Origin of the sequence: Kitasatospora sp. NPDC056446, assembly GCF_042796115.1 — a bacterium.
In the GTDB taxonomy this organism is placed as follows: Bacteria; Actinomycetota; Actinomycetes; order Streptomycetales; family Streptomycetaceae; genus Kitasatospora.
The window spans coordinates 22213-46117 of the sequence record NZ_JBHTRF010000016.1; the positions used below are offsets into that span (position 1 = coordinate 22213).

Sequence of the window (23905 nt, forward strand, 5' to 3'; positions counted from 1 at the left end):
CTCGGCCCGGGCGCACGACGGCAGAGCCCGGACACCCGAGCCGGGGGTAAGACGTGGTGTCCCCAAAGGGCAGGCTGCAATGAGCGATCGACTCCGCCGACTTCTCGCGCACGCCCACGCCGCCCGGCGGGTCCGGCCGGGCGGCGTGGGCGGGTGGGGCTTCAGGCCACCGGCCGGCGGTCGCGGTCTCGGTCGGGGGTCGCGGTGGAGATGCTGTCCGGGCGGCGGGGCATCCGCAGGACGGCGACCGCGCCGAGGCCGACAACGGTGATGGCGAGGAGTAGGAGGAGAGGGACGACGAGGCCGATCAGGAGTCGCACGGGGCCTCGGTCGCGCCGTAGTGACGGAGGATCGCGAGGAGGTTGAGGACGGTGCTGGCCGGAGCGACGCCGAAGCGGACCGAGACGCGGCCGTCGACCACGTGGTCCGTGGCCAGACCGGGCCAGATGAGGCCGAACTTGCGTCCGCGCTCGTGGAGTTCGTCGAGCAGGGAGGCGACCTCCGGCTCGGTGTAGGTATGCATGATCGCGTCGGCCGGCCCGGTCGGCCGACGGTGGTCGGCGGTCACGCGGCGGAGTCCAGCTCGAACCAGCAGGACTTCCCCGACTTCCGGGGCTCCGTGCCGAACCGGTCGGTGAGGGAGCGCACGAGGCGCAGGCCCCGGCCGGAGACCTCCAGGAGGTCGGAACCATCGCGCTGGATCGGGACGATGGGGCTCTCGTCGCTGACGGAGACCCGGAGCACGTGGTCGATCAGCGCGATGACGACGATCGGCGCCATGCTGCCGCCATGGCGCCAGGCATTGACGAACAGTTCGAGGAGCGCGACCTCGGCATCGGCGACCAGTTCGGGCTTCCACCCGGCGCGCGCCGTGGCCTCACGCAACTCCTCACGCGCGGCCGACCAGTCAGGGGGGAATTCGAGGGAGAACACGAAGAGACCTCCGTGGGGCGAAGTGGATCATTCATCGCCGCTCCGGCGAACGCACAGAAGGGAACGGCAAGGCCGCAGATCGACGCCTACTCGATGCATCCGACCCGCTACACTCAGCATGCATGTCATGCTTCGCCTAGCGCAACTCACTCATGGAAAAACGCATATATGCAACTCGAACCTGACTTCGACCTCCGTTTACCACCAGCAGCCGGTAGCGACAGCACTCCCCGCCCAGGCAGACTGGCGAACTGCCAGTACTGGAGGGAAAACACATGGTCGTGTCAACCGTTCGCCGACGGCGGCTCGGAGGCGTACTGCGGAAGCTCCGTGAGGAGCAGAGGCTCACTGCAGAGGTGGCGGCGGAGGCGACCGGGATGAGCCAGGCCAAGCTCACCCGAATCGAGACCGCCCATACAGCAGCCAAGGTCGAGGACGTCAACAAGCTCCTCGATTTCTACGGGTGCGACAACGAGGAATACCGCGCCGGGCTGATCGCCATCGCAAAGGAGGGGAGCAAGCGCGGCTGGTGGCTGAGCTACCGCGATGTCATCAACTCCACCACGATCGACTTGATCCTGCTCGAAGCCGAAGCCACCACGTACAAGACGTACGAGTCAGCGTTCATCCCAGGCCTCTTCCAGACTGCCGAATACGCCCGGCTGGCCATCGACCGCCTCCGAACGATGAAGGGCGGCACGGTTGACGACCTCGTCCAGGTCCGCATGGCGCGGCAGTCCATCCTCACGCGCCCGAACCCGGTTCAGGTCTGGGCGGTCATCCATGAAGCCGCGCTTCGCGCGCTCGCGAACCGCCCCGACGTCATGGGTCCGCAACTCGACAAGCTGCTCACTCTCGGCCGATTGGCAAATGTCAACATCCAGGTGATGCCCATGGGTGCGGCGTTCCACCCGGGCATGAACGGCGCATTCGCCCTGCTTGGCTTCCCTCAGCGAAAAGACCTTGACGTCGTGTTTGCCGAAGCTCTGCTCGCCGGGTGTTGGGTCGAGGATCCGGCTGACGTCGAGTTGTACCGAGCAAAGTTCCAGGAGATCACGGCTGAAGCCCTACCGGTCGATGCCTCGATCGAGTTCATCACCACACAGAGAGGAAGGATCAGTTGACCCAGCTGACTTTCAAGAAGTCCAGCTACAGCAACGGAGACTTCAACTGCGTCGAGGTTGCCATCCCCGGCGGGCCGATCTCCTACATCCGCGACTCGAAGGACCCTTCCGGCCCGGCCCTGGCCTTCGACCGCGCGGCCCATGGTGCCTTCATCACCGCCGTCGCCACCGGCGAGTTCGACTTCGGGCTCCTCTGAACGCTCCCCCGCCCCACGCGGTGCCTCGCCCGGCCCGGGCGAGGCACCGCGTCCTTCAGATCAACCCCCGCCGCATCGCGTACCCCACCGCGTGCGCCCGGTTGCGCAGGCCCAGCCGCGTGATGATCTCGTGCAGCACGTTCTTGACGGTGCGTTCGGAGTAGGAGGTCTTGGTGGCGATCTCACTCGTGTCGTAGCCCTCGGCGACCAGCCGCAGCATCTCCGCCTCCCGGGCCGTCAGGGTCGACAGGGTCAGGCCCCGCCCGTCGAGCATGGTGCGCTGGAGCATCCCGATCCGGTCGAGCAGTTCGCCGAGCAGGTCCCCCGGCATCACACCCTCGCCGTTGGCCAGGGCGGTGATCAGGTGCACCAGCCGGTCCTGGTCGGCTTCCGAGCGGCGCAGCACGGCGGCGACCCCGCACTCGACGATGGTCTGCAGCCCGCCGGCCTCGAAGTGGCCCACCACCAGGCCTATCGCGCCCGAGGTGGCCAGCCGGAGCCGGCGCAGGTGCTCGGCCACCGTCTCGGTCATGGCGTCGACCACCAGCAGCGAGACCTCGGCCCGAGCGGCCTCGCCCTCGCCCAGCAGCTCCACCTCGGGCCGCTGGCGCAGCTGCTGGACCACGCCGGTCTGCAGGATGAGGTCCTCCGCGTACACGGCCACCCGCACCTGCTCCGGCTTGCCGAGCCCGTGGGCGGGGACGCCCGGCCGGGCCGGGCGGATGCCGCCGGTGCCCGGCCGGAGGCCGCCGGCCGGCTGGGCGGTGCCGGACAGCCGGGAGCTGCCGGGCTGCGGCGGCACCTGGGCCCGCCGGGTGGTGACGGCTTCCTCACGGCAGGCGCGGGACGTATCGGTCGATGTCATCGTCTACTCCATTCTTCAGGGGACCGGTGAGGGTGGCGGCCGGTTGCCGCGGGGCGGCGCCGGCCGTGGTCCGGGTTCTCGGGTCAAGGGGCGGGGGCGGGGGCGGGGGCGGGGGCGCGCGGCGGGCCGGAACGGCGCCGGGCAGGGCCGGTCCGTCCTCCCGGGCAAGGGCCGTGCCCGCGGCTTGCCCGTACGGGCCTCTCCAGCGGCCGCCCGTCCGCCGTACCGTCACACCATGACCACATCCGCCGAACTCGGCCTGCCCGCACTGACGGTGGCGCCCGGTGGCGTGGCCACCACGACTCTGACGGTCCGCAACGACCTCGACATCGTCGAGGCGTACTCGCTTGAGGTGGTCGGCGACTGCGCCGCCTGGACGAAGGTCGAACCGGCCCGGATCTCGCTCTTCCCGGGCACGTCCGAGACGGTGACGGTGCGCCTCGCCCCGCCGCGATCGCCCGCCGCGCGGGCCGGCGAGTTCCCGCTCGGCATCCGGGTGCTGCCGGTCGAACGCCCGGAGCTGGTGACGGTCCCGGAGGCGACCGTCACCGTGACGCCGTTCCAGGAGTTGCAGGCCGCGCTCGCGCCGCGCCGCCGTCGCGGCTGGCTGCGCGGACGCTACCGGGCCTCGGTGCGCAACCTCGGGAACGCGCCCGCCACGGTGGGCCTCACCCCCGGGCAGGCCGGCGAGGACCTGCGGTTCCGGATCACCCCGGAGCGGCTGCGCCTCGAACCCGGCGAGTCCGGCGAGATGCGGCTCCAGGCCCGCGCCCGCAAGCTGATCTGGTTCGGCAAGCAGGCCTCCTGGCCGTTCGAGGCCACGGTGGCCCCGGCGCAGGCCGCGGGCGGCAGTGGTCCGGCCGGCGGCGCGGACGGCAAGGGTTCCCAGGGGAAGGGCGCGGACGGCAAGGGGACGGACGGCACGGCCGGAGCCGCCCCGGACGACGCTCTGACGACAGTTCAGAAGCCGCTCCTCGACGGTGAGTTCATTCAACTTCCGATCCTTCCCAAATGGCTGCTCGCCATCCTGGCCGCACTGCTCGCACTGTTGCTCGCATGGTTCCTCCTGGTCCGTCCGGCGGTGCGCAGCTCCGCGAAGCAGGCCGCCGAGAAGGCCGTCGCCCAGCAGATCGCCTCCCCGCCCCCGGCCGCCGCGACCCCCGAGGGCGGCGCCCCGACGCCGTCCTCCGGCGGGACCCCCGGCGGCCAGACCAAGCCGGGCACCGGCCAGCCGACCGCCGGCGGTCGCGGCACCGGCCCGGGCGGCCTGGCGGTGCCGGGCACGGGAGGACAGAGCTCCGCCACGATCGACGTGCAGACCGCGGGCGCCTCCGCCGCCGTGGGCAGCTACCAGGTGCCGCACGGCAAGGTCTTCGACATCACGGACATCGTGGCCGCCAACTTCCAGGGCGACCAGGGGCTACTGACCATCACGGCCGGGGACCGGATCATCACGACCATCGCCCTGGAGACCTTCCGCAACCAGGACTACCACTGGGTGACCCCCATTCAGGTCCCGCAGGACCAGGCGGTCACGGCGAGCGTGACCTGTGAGACGCCGGGCACCCCGGCCTCGGGCAAGCAGGCGGCCACCTGCCACGAACTCCTCAACATCAGCGGGACGCTGAGCGACATCCGGCAGGGGAACTGAATCGGCGTACACGACGGCCTTCCCTCTTCGGGCAACCGGACGGAAGCCGTACCGGATGCCACAACGATGGAGACGGGCCCCTTCCGACCAGCCCGTCTCCATGATTTCCCCCTCCCGTATCTCCTCCCGCGCCCCGTGGCCATGTCAACTCACGACAGACACCCTGGCCCTTTCGAGTGTCAGGCGCCAAACCCGCAGGCACCGCGCCGACCCGGCCGACCTGCCCTGAAAGGGCAAGTGATCGGGTACCCGAGGGGCAGCCGGTCCGGCCCGTCGGACGGACAATTCTGCCCTCCGCGCCCTGCTGACGCACCGTCGGTCCGGTGGAGGTGTTGTGCCCTCCCCGGGCGGGGCGTCCCGTAGCGTGCGCCTCCCACCGCGGGGACCCGCAGCACTGCCAAGGGGAGGGCTCCATGAACCGGCTTGCGCCGAAGGCCCGTTGGCCGGACGGCGACGACGCGTACATGGGGACCGATGCGGGCCTGGTCCACCCGGACACGGCGGACCAGCCGCCGACGCCGGCCTGCGGATCATCGGCCTCTGACCCCGCCCCGCCCTGCCACGGCCCACCACGGCCCCGGCGCGCGCCCCTCCGTAGGGTGCGCGCCGGGGCCGTGGCGTGTGGGCACCGGCGCCGGGCCCGCGCATTTTGGACTAGACCAATGCCGATTCGGTCAACTCCTCCACGCCTCCTCCACACCCCCTCCCCCCTGCCCGTAGCGTGACCACGCCCTCACCCAACGCGCACACCATCCCCGGGGAGAGACCGATGAACCCGCTTGCGTACAAGGCCCGTCGGACCGTCGCCTGCGCACTGGCCGGCGTCCTGCTCGGCGCCGTTCCCGCGACTGCCGCCACCGCTGCCTCTGCCACCGCCGCCGCCTCCGCCACCACCGACAGCGCGGACACCGCCATCGGCTGGCGGGCGTCCGGCATCGCCGTCAGCGCCGACGGCAACCGCGCCTACGTCGTCGCCGAGGACCACCTCGGCAACAGCTACCCCACCGTCCTGCGCGTCCTCGACACCCGCACCCGCACGGTCCTCGCGCAGACCCCGCTCAGCCAGGACGGCAGCGCCGGCCGACCCGTGCTCAGCCCCGACGGCAACCGGCTCTACGTCCTGGCCGCCGACCACCTGCTGATCGTCGACCTCGCCACCTACACCGTGCTGTCCCGCACCCCCGTCGACGGCCCGCGCTCGATCGCCGTCAGCGCCGACGGCTCCCGGGTGTTCGTCACCCAGCAGGGCACGACCGGCCCCGGCCGACTGCTGGTCTTCGACACCTTCAGCCGCTCCTTCACCGCCGCCACCCCGCTCGGCGACCCCGAGGTCGACGGGATCGCCCTCCACAACGGCGGCGCCGACGCCTACGTCGGCACCGGCGCGGGCGTCGTCCACCTCGACCTGACCGCCCCCGTCCCGACCGTCACCCGGACCGTCCGGCCGCTCGCCGCCGCGACCGAGGTCACCGCCTCCCCCGAGGGCACCCGCCTCTACGCCCTCGGCAGCCGGGTCGCCCAGGGCTCCGGCTACGAGCTCGACCCCTTCACCGACACCTCCCGCACCGCCTTCACCCTCGGCGGCCCGGCCACCTCCGCCGACACCCACCTGGTGTCGGTCTCCCCGGACGGCAGCCGCCTGTTCGTCCTCAAGGACGGCTGGAAGCCCTCGGCCACCGTCCTGAGCTACGACACCGCCACCAACACCGCCCTCCCCGCCGCCGACCTCACCGGCTTCGGCCTCGACGGCATCGGCGCCACCGCCCTCGGCCCCGACGGGCACACCCTCTACCTGGCCGGCCCGCGCGGCGAGACCAGCTACCTGAAGGCCGTCACCTTCTGACGCGCCGACACGTCCGGCACCGGGTGTGCGGGCCCCGCGCCCGCACACCCGGCAGGCCGGGCGACTGGGTGGCCGGGCGACCGGGCGGGTCGCTCAGCCGCCGAGCGGCTCGGCCACCGGCCGCCGGGGGGTCGTAGGCGGCCCAGCCCGGGTCCCCGGTCCCCGCGAACGCCGCCCGTCACCGGGCCCGGACTGCCTCCGGAATAATGATCTTGTCGTGGCAGCCGGTGCCGAACGGGAGGCGGGGGCGTGCGGATCGGGGTTCTGGGACCGCTCAGGGTCGTCAAGGGGGACGCCCAGGGGGACGTCCCCGGGGTCGTCGAAAGGGACGTCCAAGGGCAGGACGGGCAGGACGGGCGGGCCGTCGAGGTCGGCGGGGCGCGGCTGCGGCTGCTGCTGGCCCGGCTGGCCCTCGACCCCGGGCGGGTGGTCACCCGCGAACGCCTGGTGGACGACCTCTGGGGGGACACCCCGCCGGAGGAGCCGGTCGGCGCCGTGCAGTCCCTGGTCTCCCGGCTGCGGCGGGCGCTGGGGCCCGACCGGGCCGCGATCGGTTCACACCCGGCCGGGTACCTGCTCGACCTGCCCCGGGCGGCCGTGGACGCCTGGGACTTCGAGCAGCGGGTGGCGGCGGGACGCAGGGCCCTGGCGGCCGGCGAGCCCGCCGAGGCGCTCACGCTGCTGGGCGGGGCGCTGGACCTGTGGCGCGGGGCGCCGTTCGCGGACGCCGGGGGCGCCGCGTTCGCTGCGGCGCCGGCCGCCCGGCTGACCGAGCTGCGGCTGTCGGCGGTCGAGGACCGGGCCGACGCCGCCCTCGCGCTCGGCACGGCCGGCCCGCTCTCCGGCGCGGTCGCCGAACTCACCGGGCTGTGCGCCGCCGATCCGCTGCGCGAGCGGGCCGCGGCCCGGCTGGTGCGCGCGCTCCACGCGGACGGGCAGCCGGCGGCGGCCCTCAGGGCGTTCGAGCGGACCCGGCGGGCACTGGCCGAGGAACTGGGCGCCGACCCGTCCGCCGAACTGCGGGAGGCCCACCTGCGGGTGCTGTCCGGCGGCCCGCCGCCGACCCGGGGACCGGCCCCGGCACCCTCCGGACGCCCGGCCGGGCGCGCCGCGCCGCCCGCCTCGCTGCCGGCCTCGCTGACCGCGCTGGTGGGCCGCGACGACGCGCTCGCTGCCGTCGGCGAACGGCTCGGCCGGGCGCGGCTGGTGACGCTGACCGGGCCGGGCGGCGTCGGCAAGACCAGGCTGGCACTCGCGGTCGCGGCCGCCGCACCGGCCGGCACCGACATACGGCTGGCCGAACTGGCGGGCGCCGCCACCCCCGAGGACGTCGTCCGGGCCGTCCTGACGGCGCTCTGCCGACCGGAGGACGCCGCGCCGCCGGCGGGCGGCCTGCCCACCGGCGACGGGGGCCGCGAGCCGGTGGAGCGCGTCCTGCGGGCGCTGGAAGGGCGCGAGGTCCTGCTCGTCCTCGACAACTGCGAGCACTTGGTCGACGCCGCGGCCGGGCTGGCCCACCGGCTGCTGGCCGCCGCCCCCGGCCTCACCGTGCTGGCCACCAGCCGCGAACCGCTCGGCCTGACGGGCGAGGTCCTCTGGCCGGTGCCCCCGCTCGCCGTCCCCGCGGCCGGGGCCACCGCCGAAGAGGCGCTCGCGCACCCGGCCGTCGCCCTGTTCGTCGAGCGGGCCGCCGCGGCGGCACCGGGCTTCGCCCTCGACCGGGACACCGTCGGGCCCGTCGTCCGGATCTGCCGGGAACTGGACGGCCTCCCGCTCGCCCTCGAACTGGCGGCGGCCCGGCTGCGCTCGCTGGGCCCCGGACAGCTCGCGGCACGGCTGCACGACCGGCTCCGGCTGCTGGACCGGGGCCCGCGCACCGCGCCCGGCCGGCACCGCACGCTGCGCGCCGTCATCGACTGGAGCTGGGACCTGCTCGACGAGGCGGAACGCGTCCTGCTGCGACGGCTGTCGGTGTTCGCCGGCGGGGCGCTCCTGTCCGACCTGCACCCGGTCTGCGCCGCCCATTGGCCGGTCGCGCCGGACGGGGACGGCGGGAATGGTGCGGCGGCCGGGCCGGACCTGACGGCCGTGGAGGACCTGCTGGCGTCCCTGGTCGAGAAGTCCCTGGTGGTGGCCGCCGGCCGGGAGACCGGGGCCGTGCGGTACCGGCTGCTGGAGACGATCCGCGAGTACGCCGCCGGGCGACTGGCCGCCGCCGGGGAGGCCGACCGAGCCGGCGCCGCGCACCTGTCGCACTACCTCGGCCTCGCCGAGGCCGCCGAACCCCGGCTGCGCACGGACGCCCAGGTGCGCCTGCTGGCCCGACTGGACGCCGAGCAGGGCAACCTGGACGCGGCGCTGCGCCGGGCGGTCGCCGCCGGGCCGCCGGAGCACGCGGTGCGGCTGGCGGCCGCCCGGGCCTGGCCGTGGCTGATGCGCGGCCGGGGGCAGGAGGCCGGCGAGTGGGCGTCGGCCGTCCTCGTCGCGCACGGGCCCATCCCGCCGTCCGGATCGCAGCAGGCGCCCGACGAGGCATCCGAGCAGGCGCACGCGCTGTGTGTGATCCTCGCCCAGCTCACCGCACCGCTGAGCGGCGCGGGCGAGGCAGCCAACACGGGCGAGGACGCGGCGGCGGGCCAGGCGGCGGGGGCAGGCCAGGCGGCGCGGGCGGTCCCGCCCGAGGCGATGGGGCGGGCACTGGTCACGGCGCAGCGGGCCGACCACCCGGTCGCGTTGGGCGCCGCGCTGCTGATGGCTCTCGGCGGGCCGCCGGAGGCCTTGGGCGCGACGGCGGAACGGTTCTGTGAGCACCCGGACGCCTGGGTGCGGGCCGCCGCCCGGCTGGCGCTCGGCCGCGTCGAGCTGGGCGCCGGCCGGATCGGGCCCGCCGAGCACGCCCTGCGCACGGCGGTGGACGGGTTCCGGGCGCTCGGCGACCGCTGGGGCCTGGCGATGGCGCTGGTCACCCTGGCCACGCTGCTGTCCGTCACCGGCGCGGCCGACGAGGCGCTGGCGGTACTGGCCCAGGCCGACGAGTGCGGTGCCGGGACGGGCGGTAGCGGCGGCGGCGGCAACGACGCGCCCCTGCCGCTGCTGCTGTCCGGTCGGCTGCGGGCGCGGAACGGCGAGCCGGCCGCAGCCCGGTCCGACCTGGAGCGCGCACTGGCCGCCGCCGAACGGGCCCGGGACCCGCACCTGCGGGCCGCGGCCCGCTACGCGCTCGCCGAACTCCTCCGGCGCACCGGCGACTTGGCGGCGGCGCTGCGCGACCAGCAGGAGACCGTCCGGCAGCTGGAGCGCCTCCCGGCGGACGGCGCCACGGCCGCCACCCGGCTGCACCTGCTCGCCCTGCTGCACACCGGCCTGGGCCGCGTCGAGCAGCGCCTCGGCGCCCCCGACCGGGCCGGCCGGCTGCACCGCCGGGCACTGGAACTGGCCGAGGGCAGCGGCGACCGGCCGGTGCGGGCGGACGTGCTGGAGGGCTACGCCGAGTACTGCCTGGCCCAGGGCGATCCGGCCCGCGGCGCGGCGGCGCTGGGCGCGGCGTACGGGCTGCGCGGTGCGCACGACGCGGGCGATCCGGAGCTGCGCGCCGTCCTGGACGGCTGCGCCGCCGCGCTCGGGGAGGACGGCTTTCGGAGCGCCTGGGAGCGCGGCCTGGCACTGCCACGGCCGGAGTCGCTGGCGCTGGAGGCGGGTTGACGGTCCCGCCGGGACGGGCGAGGTCCCGGACCGCCCGAGCCGCCCCGGCGGGCGGCGGGGCGGCGGCAGCGGCCGGGGCGGCGGGGCCGGCTCAGCCGGAGAACGGCTCGCGGTCGGGCGCGCAGACCGTCCCGTGCGCGGGGAGCGTGCCGTCGACCAGGTAGCGCGTCTCGTAACGGGCGGCGCAGGCGCTGGGGTTGGCCAGGACGGTGTGGCCGTAGCCGTCCACGGTCAGCAGCTCGGCGCGGGCGAGCGAACGGGCCATCGCGCGCGACCCCTCGTACGGCATGCCTGGGTCGCCCGTGTTGGCGACGACCAGGACCGGCCGGGCGGTCCGGTGGTTCCACGGGCCGTCGTAGCGGTCGCGGTCCCGGGCGGGCCAGTCGGCGCAGCGCTCGTCGGCCCAGGCGAAGTACGGGCCGACCGCGCCGGAACGGGAGCGGGCGAGGGCCGCCAGGGCCGGGTAGTCCGCCCGGGCCGGCGGGTTGGCGCTGTCCGAGCAGACCACCGCGAGCGCCTGGTCCGGGGACTGCCGGACGACCGGCGGCAGCGGTGCGGCAGGTGCCTCGGTGGCGGCCCACAGCGCCTGGAGGGCCGCCCCGAGCCGCCCCCAGCCCGTGCCGGGCAGACCGGGAACGGGGTTCGCCGCGTAGAGCGAGACGATCGTCGCCTCCACCGCCGAGCCGGCGGTGAAGGTCGTGCCGAGGGCGGCGACCGGCCGGGCGCGCAGCCGTTGGAGCAGGTCGGTGAACCTGGCGCGGGTGTCGGCGGCCGTCCCGGCGGAGAAGGCGCAGCCGGCCGGGCCGGCCTCGCCGCACCGGTCGAGGAAGGCGTCCAGGACCCGCCCGGCGGCCAGGTCGTTGCCGTTGCGCAGGAGGGTGCCTTCGGCGGCGGCCTGCCCGCCCCTGCCGGTGGACCAGGCCACCGGGTCCATGGCGCTGTCGAGGACCATGGCGCGGACCCGGCCGGGGAACAGGTTGGCGTAGGTGGCGCCCAGGTAGGTGCCGTACGAGGTGCCCAGGTAGCTGAGCTGCCGGTCGCCGACCGCGCGGCGCAGCAGGTCGGTGTCCCGGGCGGTGTTCGCGGTGGAGAGGTGGGGCAGCAGGGCGGGGTTGCGGGCCGCGCACTGGCGGCCGAGGCGCCGGTAGCCGTCGGCCCAGGCCCGCTGTTGGTCGGCGCCCTCGGGGTAGCCGGGCGCGGTGCCGGCCAGCAGGGCCTGCTCCTGCGCCGGGTCGTCGAAGCACAGGACACCGGCGCCGCTGCTGCTGCTGCTGCCGGTGCCGGTGCTGTCGGTTCCTCCGGTGCCGCCGGTGCCGCGCGGGTCGAAGCTGACGATGTCGAAGCGCGCGCGGACCTCCTCGGGGAAGAGGGTCAGCATCGCGGGCAGGGCCTGGGTGCCGGGCACGGCCGGGCCGCCGGGGTTGTAGAAGAGCGAGCCGATCCGGTGGGCCGGGTCGGCCGCCGGGTGCCGGATGACGGCGAGGTCCAGGGCCTCGCCGCGCGGGGCGTGGTAGTCGAGCGGGACGCGGGCGGTCGCGCACTCGAAGCCCTCCGCGCAGCCCGTCCAGTCGAGCCGCGGCACCGGGGCGGCGTCCACCGCGGCCTGCGACACCGCCTCCGACGCGGCCTCCGACGCCGCGAGGGCGGGCCCGGGGAGCACGGCGGCCAGCAGCGCGGCGACCGCGCCGGCCGTGCCCAGGCGCCGGGCGGCCCGGAACGCCCGGGCCGCCCGGATCCGGTGCGGGCCTGCGGCGGGACGGCTGCGGTGGGAGGCGCGATTCATGCGGGTGACCTTTCCTCGACGGTCCGGCGGCCGTACGCGCTCCTGCGTCGCGTCGTACCGACCGGCGGGCCCCACCGTTCCGCACCGCCCTGGCAGACCGCTGCCAGAGCGCTGGCAGCCTCCCCGCCCGGCTGCCGCCGGCTCGCCGACCCGCTGGGACGACCCCCTGACCCGGCCCTGCCCCGCCCCCGCGGCCCGCAGTGGCGCGGATCACAGCGGGTTCCACGCGGACGGTGAAATGCCCGGGCTGCCGCAGTGGTTGGCAGCAAGCGTCTACGTCCGGTGCACCACCGCCATCCGCGAGGAATCCCCATGACCGTCACCGCGAACCCGTCCTCCCGCGCGGCCGAGATCCTGTCCCGGCCCGTCACGATCAACGGGCTGACCGTGCCCAACCGCATCGCGATGGCTCCGATGACCCGCAGGTTCTCCCCGGGCGGCGTGCCCGGCGAGGACGTCCGCTCGTACTACGCCCGCCGCGCCGCCGCGGGCGTCGGTCTGATCGTCACCGAGGGGACGTACGTCGGCCACGAGTCCGCCGGCCAGAGCGACGACATCCCGCGTTTCCACGGCGAGGAGCAGCTGGCCGGGTGGGCCCGCGTCGCCGAGGACGTCCATGCGGCGGGCGGCACCATCGTGCCGCAGCTCTGGCACATCGGGATGGTGCGCAAGCAGGGTGACCCGCCGGTCGCCGACGCCCCCGCCGTCGGCCCGTCCGGCATCCGGCTGGACGGCACCGAGGGAACGGGGCGGGCGATGACCCGGGCCGACCTGGACGCCGTCATCGGCGCGTTCGCCGAGGCCGCCGCCGCCGCCGAGCGGATCGGCTTCGACGGCGTCGAGCTGCACGGCGCCCACGGCTACCTGCTGGACCAGTTCCTGTGGGCGGGCACCAACCGCCGCACCGACGCCTACGGCGGCGACCCGGTCGCCCGGACGAAGTTCACGGCCGAGCTGGTCGCCGCGGTGCGCGAGGCCGTCTCCCCGGAGTTCCCGGTGATCTTCCGCTACTCGCAGTGGAAGTCGGAGAACTACGACGCCCGCCTCGCCGAGACGCCCCAGGAGCTGGAGGCGATCCTCTCCCCGCTCGCCGAGGCCGGCGTCGACGCCTTCCACGCGTCGACCCGCCGCTACTGGATCCCGGAGTTCGAGGGCTCGGACCTCAACCTGGCCGGCTGGAGCCGGAAGCTCACCGGCCGCCCGGCCATCACCGTCGGATCGGTCGGCCTGGACGGCGACTTCGTCGGCGCGTTCGCGGGCGAGGGCTCCCCGGTCAACAGCATCGACGACCTGCTCGACCGGCTGGAGCGCGACGAGTTCGACCTGGTCGCCGTCGGCCGTGCCCTCCTCCAGGACCCGGAATGGGCCGCCAAGGTCCTCGCCGACCGCTTCGCCGAGCTGCGGCCCTACGACGCCGCCGCGATCCGCACCCTCAGCTGACCGCACCGGCCCGCACGGCCTCCGTCATCCACGTGGACCGTCCCGTCCGTCCCGTCCCCGCTCGGACGGCTCGGACGGGACGGACGGCTCGGACGGGACGGTCAGCGCCCGTGGTCAGCGGGTGACGCTCCAGACCAGGCTGCGGGTCAGCGCCGGGGTCAGCGCCGGGTCGACGACGGCCGAGGTGGGGTCGTTCGCGACGGCCTTCAGCTCGTGCGCCGAGGGCTTGGGGCCGGTGGGGCCGAGGTCGGAGACCGCGATCGTCTTGTGGTCGCGCAGCGCCGTCACCTCCTTGCCGTCGAGGTACCAGCGCAGCTTGGTGCCGGAGACCGGGAGGTCGACGGTGAGGCGGTCGGTCGCGGTCAGCCGGGTGGTGACGGACGTGCCGCTGGTGAGGGGCGAGGCGCGCCGGTAGAAGCCCGCGATCATCGCCTCGCGGCCCGGGAGGTTGAACTCGCGCCCGAGCGAGCGCATCACGGAGTTGTCGGTCGGCCGGTTGAGGCCGGACGGGTAGTTGCCCGCGCCCTGGTAGGCGCCGACGGTGCCGCCGTCGGGCGAGGTCTTCCCGAGCCAGCGGTACCACTTGGCCTTGTCCTGGCGCATCCGGTCGGCGCTCAGCGTGCTGATGTTGGGCTGCCCGGGCTCGGGGCCCTTGTAGGGCGTGGTGCCCTCGGCGACGTACTCGTCCGCGAGCTTGCCCAGCGAGTGGCCGGTCTCGTGCACGGCTATCTGGCCGGACGCGCCGTTGCCGCCCGCCACGGTGGCGATGCCCTCGTACCCGAGCGGCGACTGGGTGCTGCCGTAGCCGGCACCGCCGTACTTGGCGGTGTTGGAGACGACGATCACGAGATCGGCCTGCGGCGCCTTGGCGGCGTACGTGTCGACGGCCTTGATGTCCACACACAGCAGCCGCTCGATGGAGTTGCACCAGAAGTGCGAGCCGAGCGCGGTCTTGCGGACGGTGTCCTGCTTCGGGTCCCCGGAGACGCCCGACTGCTGGGAGACGGCGCCCACGGCCCACACGTTGAACAGCTTGCGGTAGGTGGCGTAGGGCTCGACGGCGCTGATGTCCTTCCACTTCGCGGCGGCGTCCTTGCGGAACTTGTCCTGCTCGGACGCCGTGTAGCCGTCGCCGATCATGACCACGTCCAGCTTGCTGTCCGTACTCCCGTTGTTGACGATCTTCGTCACGGCACCGTCGGCGGCGGCGCCGGCCGCGTTCATCACCGGCTCGGCGACGAAGGGGGACGCCGTGGGGACCTTGGCCCGGCTGATGGCGCCGTCCTCGGCGAAGACCTCCACCTCCTGGTCGCCCGGTGAGGCGGTGACGGCGGCCGGGTCGGGTGCGGCGGCGACCGCCGGGCCGGCGCCGACGGCGAAGGCCGACAGCGTCGTGGCACCGGCCAGGAGGACCGAGGTGAACCTGCTGGTACGCAAGAGGGCTTCTCCGAAATCGGTTGGCGGCAAAGAACGGTGACGAACGGTCCGGGACCGTCACGGGCGGCGCCGTACGGTCCCGCGCCACCCCACCGGTGGATACGGCCGCCTCCCCGCACCCGGTTCACGCCGCCCGCCGGCCTCCCCCGCGCCCCGCGACCTCACCTCGCCTCACGGCCCCACCCGCGCCTCACGGCCTCACCCGCGCCTCACGGCCTCCCCGGGCACCCGGCTCCACGTCAACCGGCCCTCCGTCACGACCATATGGCGACACGCCCCAGGCATCCGACCTGGCGGACGCCTACGAGAACTGGGCCAAGGCCGGGCCGGCGGCACGCGCCGAGGCCGGGCCCGCACTGATCGCGTACGACTTCCGGCTCGGCCTGAGCGACGACGCGGGCAACGCCCGGGTGGACGTCTACTGCGACGACAAGGTGCCAAACCCCCAGGTCCTGATCGCCTACCCGGCCTACACCCCCGAGCGGATGGACTCGCCCCTGGGCGCCCGGTACGCCTGGGAGTTCGCCAAGGCCGCCTCCGAGGCCGCCGCCTGGATCGGCCCGGTGGCCGCCGGCGTCGACGACTTCCGCGCGACGCACCAGCCGGTGAGCGCCAGGGTCACCTTCCGGCTGGAGGTCTTCGCCGCCGGGCCGGCGCAGCACGCCATGCCGCTGCTGACCGTCCGCGACCTCTACGTCATGGTGAAGGACGTCAAAGGGGCCTGAACGGTCGCGGTGAGTCACCGGAGCGGGCGCCCGCCCGGTCGGTACGCGGGGCGGGACGGGCCGGCGGTCGGGAGGTCGGCGGGCCGGCGGTCGGGAGGTCGGCGGGCCGGCGGTCGGGAGGCTGGTCGGCCCCGGGAGGTCGGCCGGGGCGGGCGGGTCCAGACTGGAGGCGTATGTCCAGCCGCGAGTCCGGAGCCGCCGTCGGCAGGGCTCGGGACCGCCGCCCGGAGAGGCGTTCACCATGGTCGCGATCAGCTCACGCACCGAGGGCCGGAACCGGAACCGGAACCAGGACCGGGACAGGAACCGGAACCGGTGCCGGCCCGGCGTCGGCGCGGCCGGGAGCGCCCGGTCATGAGCCTGCCCGAGCTGCCCCTCGCCGACTGGCGGGCCACCAAGGACACCCTGCACCTGTACTGCCAGATCCTGGGCAAGATCCGGCTGGCGACCACTCCGCCGCGCAACCACTGGTGGAACGTCCCGCTGTACGTCGACGTGCGCGGCCTCACGACCCGGCGGCTGCGCCACCGGGACACGACCTTCGACATCACCCTCGACCTGGTCGACCACGCGCTGCGGGTCCGGACGGCCGACGGCCGCGCGGACTCCTTCGGGCTCGGCGGCGGGCTGCCCGTCGCCGAGTTCGACGCCCGCCTGCACCGGGCGCTGGACGAGCTGGGCATCGACGTCGCCATCCGGGAGCGGCCCTTCGGCGTCCCCATGACGACGCCGTTCCCCCAGGACCTGGAGCACTGCTCCTGGGACCAGGACGCCGTCGAGCGCTTCCACCGGGTCCTGGACTGGTCGGACTGGGTGTTCGAGGAGTTCAGCGGCTGGTTCAACGGCAAGAGCAGCCAGGTGCACTTCTTCTGGCACAGCTTCGACCTCGCCGTCACCCGGTTCTCCGGCCGCCCGGCACCGCCGATGGAGACCGACCCCGTCACCCGGGAGGCGTACACCCACGAGGTCGTCTCGTTCGGGTTCTGGCCCGGCGACGACCGGCTCGGCGACGCCGCCTACTACTCGTACACCGCCCCGGCGCCGGCCGGGCTCGGCGAGCGGCCGCTCGCCGCCGGCGGCTGGGTGGAGTCCGGCACGGGCCTGCTGGCGGTCCTGCCCTACGAGGGCGTCCGCACCGCGCGCGACCCCGCCGCGGTACTCCTCGCGTTCCTCCAGAGCGCCTACGAGGCCGGCGCCCGCCTCGCCGGATGGGACGTCGCCGGCCTGGAGTCGACCTGGTGCCCCACCCCGGAGCGGCTCCGGCGGCTCCGCATCGGCGCGTCGGGCGGTCCGGGCGGTCCGGGCGGTCCGGGCGGTCCGGGCGGTCCGGGCCGGTCACCCCGGTGACGGGTTCGCCGTCACCGGCTCGCACCGGCCGACCGACGGAGAGCCAACTCACCTTCCCCGCATGATAGTTCGACCACCGAGTCACCCGAAGGGCCGCTTCCGGGTCCGGATCAGGACCGGCGCAGGTCCAGCATGGCGAACACCTTGTCGTAGCGGCGCTCCCCCACGGCGACGTAGTCCGGCAGCCGCCCGTACTCGGTGAAGCCCAGGGAGAAGTAGAGGTGCAGCGCGTCGGCATTGTCGCCGCGGGCGTCCAGGGTGAGCACCTCGATGCCCGCGGCCCTCGCGTCCGCGACCAGCGCCGTGGTGAGCGCCCGCCCGATGCCGCGGCCCTGGGCGGCGGCGGACACCGCGAGCTTCTCCAGGTCCGCGTGCGGGCGGTGCGTCGGACGCTGGTGGCGCAGCCAGTACCCGAACCCGACCAACCGCCCGCCCAGGTACGCCGCCCGCAGCGCGCCGTCCCCGGCCCGCGACCGCGCCACCACCTGCTCGACCAGGTCCGCGACCTCCGCCGCCGACGGCGGCTCCAGCCACCCCAGCGCGGCACCCGCCGCCACCAGCTCCGCCAGGATCCGGTGCGCCCCGACCGCGAACTCGCCATCCGCCGCCGCCCGCTCGGCCGACGCCGCCGAGTCGAGGATGACGACATCTCCGGAGGTCACGGCAGCGGTCGCGTTCTGGCTCATGCCCGGCAGCCTATCTTCCGAGGCCGTGGCCACCGGCAGGCCGCTCATCCGCTTCGTCCACCTCGTCCACCTCGTCCACCTCGTCCGGCTTATCGACAACGGGCTTGCCGGGCCCGCCCGTTCAGGCGGGCAGGACGTGGGCACCCGGGCCGGGAGAGCGGTAGACGGAGCCGGGCGGCAGATGGGTGTGTCCGGCGGCGCACTCCAGGACGAGGGTGACCGGTTCGTCGCAGCCGGGCTCCTCGGCGCTGCCGTGCCGTACGACGACCGACGGTCCCTGCTCATCGGCGAGGTGCTTGTCGCCCCATTCCAGCAGGGCGATCACGGTGGGCCGCAGGTCCGTCCCCTTCTCGGTGAGGCGGTACTCGAAACGCTGCCGGGCGCCGGGTTCGCGGTACGGCACGCGCTGCAGTACGCCGGCGGCGACGAGCCCGTCGAGCCGGGTGGAGAGCAGGTTGCCGGCGATGCCGAGGCGGGCCCGGAAGTCCCCGAAGCGGCTCGCGCCGTCGAGGGCCTCGCGCACGATCAGCAGCGACCAGCGCTCGCCGACCACGGCCAGGGTGCGCCCCATCGAGCAGTTCACCGGGTCGATCCGTCCGGCCCACCGCTGTCCCGGGTGCTCCGGGTAGTCCGAGTGCTCTTGCTGTTCCCGCTGGTCCGCCATGCCCTGATCCTAGCCCTCCCCGCCCGCCTGGGTTGACAATCTGTACTCAGCTACGACTAGGCTCCGACCCACCTGAGTTGAGAACATAAATTCAGGAGGTCACAGCCATGCCGCTGCTCGACGTCCACGTCCCCGACGGCGCGCTGTGCCCGGAGGCGGAGGCGGCGCTGCTCGACCGGATCACCGAGATCCTGATCCGCCACGAGGGCTTCGACCCCGCCGACCCCGGCACCCGCGACGCCCGCACAGGCCCGAGAGCGGAGTGGGAAGTCGGACCGGCCGACGTCCCGGGCTCGCTCGGCGACGCGCTCACGAGGCCGGCACCACGGACCCGGCCGAGGCGCCGGGCCGTCAACCGGGAGGGCCCGCCGACTGACGGCCGTCCGGCCTGGGCGACGGTGCGGCGATGTCCGTACGGAAGCCGAGGGCGTCGAGCTGTGCGAGGACCTGGGACAGGTAGCCGTGGGCGTCCCTGACCGTGTGGACCGAGCGGAGCTGTCCGACGATGCGCTCGCGTTCGGCGGGGTGGAGGCGGGCGTCGTGCAGCGCCGCGACTTGGAGGAAGCCCTGCAAGGTGGAGCTGATCGGCCGGTCTGCGGCGGCCCGCGGTGCGACCGGCCCCTCCTCCGGTCCGACCGGTCGCTCGTCCAGTGCGACCGGTCGCTCGCCTTCGGCCTCGTCGTCGTCGCAGGTGAACCCGGAGTCGGCCGGGGCGGGGAGGGTCAGCGGGGCATCGCCGCGCGGCTCGGCCGCGGACAGCAGGTGGATGAAGTCATTGGCTCTGGCATCACGCAGGGTGAGGCTCGGCAGGTGGTAGAGGCGTTCGACCGATGCCAGCAGCGATCCGTGGTCGTAGGCGGTGTGGTCGATCAGGTTGCAGTTCAGGCCCTCGACTCCGCCCGGCCGGACGACGGGGACCCACGGCGACACGATGACGGCGGGGACGCGGACACCGAGCTGGTCGAACCGGAAGCCGTGGCTGTTGTTCGCCGGGTCGGTCACGTCACCGGGCGGGACGGCGGCCGGCGGCTCGACGTGGTCGTAGAAGCCGCCGTGCTCGTCGTAGGTGATCACCAGCAGGCTCGACTCCCAGTGCGGCGACTGCCGGATCGACTCGTAGACGTACTTGATCAGGGCCTCGCCCCGGGTGACGTCGTCGATCGGGTGCTGGCTGTTGCCGCACTGGAAGTTGCCGCCGCGGCTGAGGACGTGACCGTAGCTGGGTTCGATGAAGACGTACGAGGCGGCGAAGTCCTGGTGCCGAAGGTCCCCGGCGAGCTCGTCCAGGCCGTGAAAACGCTCCAGCATGGTGGCCAGGTCCATGCCCGCCAGCGCGCCGATCTGCGGAAGGGCGTCGCCGTGGTACACCTGCCAGTCGCAGTCCCTGCTGTCGAGCGCGTCGTAGATCGTGCCGTTCTCGAACTGGTAGCCGTCGACCTGTGAGGCGGCCAGTTCCACCGGGTCCGGACTGCGGTCCAGCCCGCCCGAGGTCGCCGCGTGCAGGAAGAACCGGTTCGGCCAGGTCGGCCCCGGCAGGGCGCAGAACCAGTTGTCGCACACCGCGAACTCGCGGGCGAGCGTGCTGATCACCGGCACCTGGGCCGGGGTGAAGCACGCCATCACCGCCCCGAGGTCCGCCAGCGCCGACGCGTTGCCCTTGGCCACGGCCTGGTTGGCGTAGTTGTCCACGAACCCCCGCATGGTGAGCGCGGGGTAGCCGCCGCCGTAGTGGCACGCGTCGTCCTTCGGACTGCCGACGATCGGCACCGAGGCCAGTTGGAGCTGGACGTCGCAGAACTCGTGCGGCGGGTCGACCGGCATGACGAACGGCGCGCCGGCGCGCACCGCGAAGACCTGGCCGTCATGGGTGTTCGTCCCGCTCGCCGAGGGCCCGTTGACGGTGGTCGGCACCCCGCTCACCGCGTCCACCCCGATACCCGGCCGGAAACCGAGCCCCGCGTCGACCGTGCCGGTGGAGACGCCGAGCATATGGTCGAACGAACGGTTCTCCAGCACGAGCACGAAGACGTGCTCGATCCGCCCCTTTGGCCCGGTGGGACCGACGATCCGGCAGGGAATCCAGAGGACCAGCCACACGACGTACGCCACCACCGTGAGGACCCAGTAGATGACCCAGGCGAACGCGCGGCAGACCCACTTCGCCAGCCAGTACCAGGCCTGGCAGACCAGGTCGGCCACCCAGTACCAGCCGAGGCAGACCCACTTGGCGACCCAGTAGAACGCGTCGCAGAACCAGGAGCACGGCGCCCAGTCACAACACTGCTCCGAACCCTGGTCCGCCCACCGCGAGCACTGGTCGGACCCCTCGTCCACCCACCGCGAGCACCGGTTGGACCCCTCGTCCGCCCACCGGGAACACGTCCGGACGAGCCCCGCACGCCACTCGTCCCGGGTGCGGGTGATCGAGTACCGGATCTCACCGCAGGGCGACATCCGCCGCCTCCTCCTCCGCGAGCGACCGCAGCACCCGGTCCCGGGCGCGCCGCCACCGGACACGCGCCACGGCGACGGCCACACCCTTGCCGAGCACCGACACCGTGACGGTGCCGACGAGACAGACGCCCGCCGACGCCGCCACACCCCACAGGCCGGACGCCCCGCGCAGCACGGCGAGGACGACCGACACCACCAGCGCCCCCGTCATCGACCACGCACCGGCCCGGCACCCGCATTCGCCTCGCAGCCGCAACAGCCGGCCGGTCACCGCCCGAAGCTCGCCGTCAGGAACCCTGCCCACCCGCTCCGGCCCGGGCTGCGGCCGCCCACCCCGCACGGCCGCCAGGAAAGCCGCCTCGACATCCGTCCGCGTCGCCCCGTCGACCCGGATACCGCTGGGCATGTCGCCGCCTCCTGGCCCCCTGGCCGGAACCCTCCCGTCTCGTACGACCGCTCGTACGAGCGTGATGAGGGGGCGCGCACGACACCGCCGGGGCCCGGGAACCTCGCCGGGCGCCCCCGGTGCCTCCGAGCGCGCTGCGCCCTCCACTCCCCCGTACGTCCAGGTAAGCACCGCTCGACGGCACGCTCAACTCGACGGCGGCACAGGCCCCGCCGGGCGCTACCGCCGCCGGAGCGACCGGCCCGGGCCCCACGAAGCAGCCGCCGGAGGCGACTTCGTCACCGACGTCACCGACGTCACCGACGTCACCGGGAGTACGTCGAACTGGCCGCCGTTCTCTCCGATCGTTTCGTTGCCGGACGCTCTCCGATCGTTGCCGGACGCTCCCCGACGGGACCGGACCGGAGCATCAGTCGGCCCGGCCGCGCGGGAAGTCGGCGCGGACGACGGCACCGACGGGCGCGTTCCCGGCGGTGAAGGATCCGCCGAGCTCTTCGGCGCGCTCGGCCATCGAGCGAAGGCCCACACCGGACGTGGAGGCGCGGTCGGCGAAGCCCGAGCCGTTGTCGGCGACCTCGACGGTGACCCGGTCGGACAGGGCGTGGAGGCTGAGCCTGGCCACGGTGGCGCCCGAGTGGCGGACCACATTGTTCAGGGCCTCACCGCTGATCCGGTAGACGGCGGCCTCGACGGCGGCGGACAGCACGGGCAGCGGATCGGGGCGCAGGTCGAGGGTGATCCGGAGTGACGGGCTGCCGAGGGTGTCGGCGAGTCGGCGGAGCGCGTCGGCCAGGCCCTTGCTGTCGAGGGGGCCGGGGCTCAGGCCGCCGGTGATCCGCCGGAGTTCGGTGATCGCCTGGCCGATGCCCGCGGAGGCCGCGGTGAGCGAGGCAGCGGCCTTGGAGTCGTCGGGCAGGTCGGTGCCGGCGGCATCGATTCGCAGGCGCAGGCCGGAGAGGGCGGGGCCGAGGCCGTCGTGGAGGTCGTGGCGCAGGCGGCGGCGCTCCTCCTCGCGGGCCACGACGAGCTGCTCACGGCTGGCCTGGAGATCCTCGTACAGGCCGAGCGAGGCGATCGCCGGCGATGCCTGGTCCGCGAGCAGGCGCAACACCTCGTGGTCCTGCCGGTCCAGCTCGGACTGCCCGAAGCGGGGCGGCACCAGCAGCTCGCCGATCTCGGCGCCCTCGTAGGTGAGGGGAAAGGGCACACCGGGCGGATCGACGGTCCCGAGCCGGGCCAGCTCACGCGGCCCGCTCCGGGTCCGCACCCGAACCACGGCGGCCGGCAGCCCGAGGGCCTGCACCACCGTCCGGCAGAGCAACGGCGGCGCGTCCGCCGGGTCGACGGCATGGCTCATCCGCTCCGCCAGCTGCCGGACCAGCTGGTACGGGTGGGCCCGCTCGCCGTAGTAGTACCGGTCCACGGCGCGCCCCACCGCCCGGGCGGCCGGTCGCAGCAACGCGCCCAGGGCCACGGCCGCCACCACCTGCCACCAGTGCGCGCCGAACCCGGTGCCGGGCAGCAGGCGGTGCGTCAGGTAGGCGGCGAGCAGACCGCCGACGAACAGCAGCACGCAGAACGCGAACGCGGCCAGGTAACGCCGGGTGGCCCGGTCCAACGACAGCTGGCGGTCACGGCGGAAGGCGGCCATCGGCACCAGCATCAAGGCGGCCTCCCCGGCCACGATGACCGCGTAGGGCAGCCACTCGCCGACGGCCAAGTGCGGGACGACGGCCAGCGCGGACCAGGCCAGGTAGGCGGCGATCACCGCACGCAGGTACGGGTGCGGTCCGGGCAGGCGCCAGCAGCGGACCGCGGCCACCGCCAGGGTGAACACCAGGGTCGCGGCGAACTCCTTGACGGCATACGGGCTGAGCCATCCGTCCAGCCAGGCGAACAGCGCGGTGTGGTGGAGCGGATTGGGCAGGCCGTACCACTCGGGCACCTGGGCGGTGTTGCCGAAGGCGAGCAAGGCGCTCCAGGAGGCCACCAGGGCGGCGACCCACCGCCACGCCCCGCCGGGCAACCGGGCGTCGGGGAGCCAGAGCGGGAAACCGATCACCACGGAGGCGTTGGCGATGTCGGCGGCCAGCACCACCGCCGCGATCACCGCGACGGCCGTCGACCCGGCTCCGGCCGACACGGCCGCCAGCAGCAGCACCATGCGCAATGACTGCAGCAGGCCGGCGACCAGCAGCACCGCCCCCAGGGCCTGGCCGTTCCGGTTCACCACCAGGAACAGGCCCGCGAGCGTGAACGTCAGGCCGACCGCCACCCAGACGCCGTTGGAGAAATACTGCTCGCTGACACCCCTCACCCCGGGGTGGGTGAGCGCGAGGAGCGACCAGGCCGCCGCACACGCCAGCGCGGTCCCGGCAGCCGCAAGGGCCGCGGCAATCCCGGCACCGCCGACCCCGAGCCCTCTCATCCGCCCACCTCCCTGACCCGCCCCATGCTGCCCGGCCCGCCGTCCCGACCACACGGGCCACTGGTCCCCCTCCCGCCCCACACGCCCCACACCGGCCGAAGCACCCATGGCTACACTCCGTCGCCGACCGCTGTCGAGCCGCCCGCTCGGCCACCGCCCGTCAGCGGACGCGATTCACCCATTCGGCAGCGCACCACGCGGCCACCCGGAGCGCCCGACC

General features: G+C 74.4%; 19 protein-coding genes. 8 read left to right on the plus strand and 11 right to left on the minus strand.

The window, feature by feature from the left end; all coding sequences use genetic code 11:
* Positions 1-161: 161 nt before the first annotated feature.
* Genes ACFQ6N_RS12665 through ACFQ6N_RS12675 form a run of 3 tightly spaced genes read right to left on the minus strand, consistent with a single transcriptional unit; the run spans position 162 to position 933 of the window.
* On the minus strand, positions 162-320 hold the full coding sequence (locus ACFQ6N_RS12665; RefSeq protein ID WP_380648831.1) for a hypothetical protein: 159 nt from the start codon (positions 318-320) through the stop codon (positions 162-164).
* Positions 308-568, minus strand: a complete 261-nt coding sequence (locus tag ACFQ6N_RS12670; protein WP_380648832.1) for a hypothetical protein — start codon at positions 566-568, stop codon at positions 308-310. Before ACFQ6N_RS12670 ends, ACFQ6N_RS12665 begins: the two co-directional genes overlap by 13 nt.
* Complete coding sequence (locus ACFQ6N_RS12675; protein WP_380648834.1) at positions 565-933, minus strand: ATP-binding protein; 369 nt, start codon at positions 931-933, stop codon at positions 565-567. Before ACFQ6N_RS12675 ends, ACFQ6N_RS12670 begins: the two co-directional genes overlap by 4 nt.
* 275 nt (positions 934-1208) lie before the next feature.
* On the opposite strand from ACFQ6N_RS12675, the gene ACFQ6N_RS12680 reads away from it, so the two are divergent.
* Positions 1209-2057 carry a helix-turn-helix transcriptional regulator gene (locus ACFQ6N_RS12680; protein WP_380648836.1) on the plus strand — a complete coding sequence of 283 codons (849 nt, stop codon included), beginning with the start codon at positions 1209-1211 and terminating at the stop codon, positions 2055-2057.
* Positions 2054-2254: a DUF397 domain-containing protein gene (locus ACFQ6N_RS12685; protein WP_380648837.1), complete on the plus strand. Its 201-nt coding sequence runs from the start codon at positions 2054-2056 to the stop codon at positions 2252-2254. The genes ACFQ6N_RS12680 and ACFQ6N_RS12685 overlap by 4 nt, the downstream gene beginning before the upstream one ends.
* 55 nt (positions 2255-2309) lie before the next feature.
* On the opposite strand, the gene ACFQ6N_RS12690 is transcribed toward ACFQ6N_RS12685, so the two are convergent.
* The gene (locus ACFQ6N_RS12690) at positions 2310-3119 is read right to left on the minus strand and encodes a LuxR C-terminal-related transcriptional regulator (RefSeq protein ID WP_380648839.1); all 810 of its coding nucleotides are present in this window, start codon (positions 3117-3119) and stop codon (positions 2310-2312) included.
* Between the two features lie 235 nt (positions 3120-3354).
* Here ACFQ6N_RS12690 and ACFQ6N_RS12695 point away from each other — a divergent pair, with 235 nt between their 5' ends.
* The 3 genes from ACFQ6N_RS12695 (at position 3355) to ACFQ6N_RS12705 (ending at position 10315) form a co-directional block, all read left to right on the plus strand.
* The gene (locus tag ACFQ6N_RS12695; protein ID WP_380648840.1) at positions 3355-4770 is read left to right on the plus strand and encodes a hydrolytic protein; all 1416 of its coding nucleotides are present in this window, start codon (positions 3355-3357) and stop codon (positions 4768-4770) included.
* A gap of 769 nt (positions 4771-5539) precedes the next feature.
* Positions 5540-6613, plus strand: a complete 1074-nt coding sequence (locus tag ACFQ6N_RS12700) for a YncE family protein (RefSeq protein WP_380648841.1) — start codon at positions 5540-5542, stop codon at positions 6611-6613.
* A 249-nt stretch (positions 6614-6862) separates the two neighbouring features.
* Complete coding sequence (locus ACFQ6N_RS12705) at positions 6863-10315, plus strand: BTAD domain-containing putative transcriptional regulator (protein ID WP_380648842.1); 3453 nt, start codon at positions 6863-6865, stop codon at positions 10313-10315.
* A gap of 91 nt (positions 10316-10406) precedes the next feature.
* Here the strand turns inward: ACFQ6N_RS12705 and ACFQ6N_RS12710 are convergent, their stop codons facing one another.
* Complete coding sequence (locus tag ACFQ6N_RS12710; protein ID WP_380648843.1) at positions 10407-12098, minus strand: alpha/beta hydrolase; 1692 nt, start codon at positions 12096-12098, stop codon at positions 10407-10409.
* Between the two features lie 312 nt (positions 12099-12410).
* On the opposite strand from ACFQ6N_RS12710, the gene ACFQ6N_RS12715 reads away from it, so the two are divergent.
* Positions 12411-13538, plus strand: a complete 1128-nt coding sequence (locus ACFQ6N_RS12715; protein ID WP_380648844.1) for an NADH:flavin oxidoreductase — start codon at positions 12411-12413, stop codon at positions 13536-13538.
* A gap of 114 nt (positions 13539-13652) precedes the next feature.
* Here the strand turns inward: ACFQ6N_RS12715 and ACFQ6N_RS12720 are convergent, their stop codons facing one another.
* Positions 13653-14975, minus strand: coding sequence for a M64 family metallopeptidase (locus tag ACFQ6N_RS12720; protein WP_380648845.1), 1323 nt, complete (start codon positions 14973-14975; stop codon positions 13653-13655).
* Positions 14976-15385: 410 nt separating this feature from the next.
* Between ACFQ6N_RS12720 and ACFQ6N_RS12725 the strand changes: the two genes are divergently transcribed.
* The gene (locus ACFQ6N_RS12725; protein WP_380648846.1) at positions 15386-15700 is read left to right on the plus strand and encodes a hypothetical protein; all 315 of its coding nucleotides are present in this window, start codon (positions 15386-15388) and stop codon (positions 15698-15700) included.
* 354 nt (positions 15701-16054) lie between these two features.
* Positions 16055-17047, plus strand: coding sequence for a DUF5996 family protein (locus ACFQ6N_RS12730; protein WP_380648847.1), 993 nt, complete (start codon positions 16055-16057; stop codon positions 17045-17047).
* A 110-nt stretch (positions 17048-17157) separates the two neighbouring features.
* Here the strand turns inward: ACFQ6N_RS12730 and ACFQ6N_RS12735 are convergent, their stop codons facing one another.
* The 5 genes from ACFQ6N_RS12735 to ACFQ6N_RS12755 all read right to left on the minus strand — a co-directional run bounded on the left by ACFQ6N_RS12735 (position 17158) and on the right by ACFQ6N_RS12755 (position 23685).
* A complete protein-coding gene (locus tag ACFQ6N_RS12735; RefSeq protein WP_380648848.1) occupies positions 17158-17733 on the minus strand; it encodes a GNAT family N-acetyltransferase in 576 nt (191 codons plus the stop codon).
* Positions 17734-17854: 121 nt separating this feature from the next.
* Entirely contained in the window at positions 17855-18397 is a 543-nt protein-coding gene (locus tag ACFQ6N_RS12740) for a winged helix-turn-helix transcriptional regulator (RefSeq protein ID WP_380648850.1), read from the minus strand.
* Positions 18398-18748: 351 nt separating this feature from the next.
* Entirely contained in the window at positions 18749-20851 is a 2103-nt protein-coding gene (locus tag ACFQ6N_RS12745) for an alkaline phosphatase family protein (protein WP_380648851.1), read from the minus strand.
* The gene (locus tag ACFQ6N_RS12750) at positions 20835-21257 is read right to left on the minus strand and encodes a hypothetical protein (protein WP_380648852.1); all 423 of its coding nucleotides are present in this window, start codon (positions 21255-21257) and stop codon (positions 20835-20837) included. The genes ACFQ6N_RS12745 and ACFQ6N_RS12750 overlap by 17 nt, the downstream gene beginning before the upstream one ends.
* A 409-nt stretch (positions 21258-21666) precedes the next feature.
* Complete coding sequence (locus ACFQ6N_RS12755; protein WP_380648853.1) at positions 21667-23685, minus strand: sensor histidine kinase; 2019 nt, start codon at positions 23683-23685, stop codon at positions 21667-21669.
* Positions 23686-23905 lie beyond the last annotated feature (220 nt).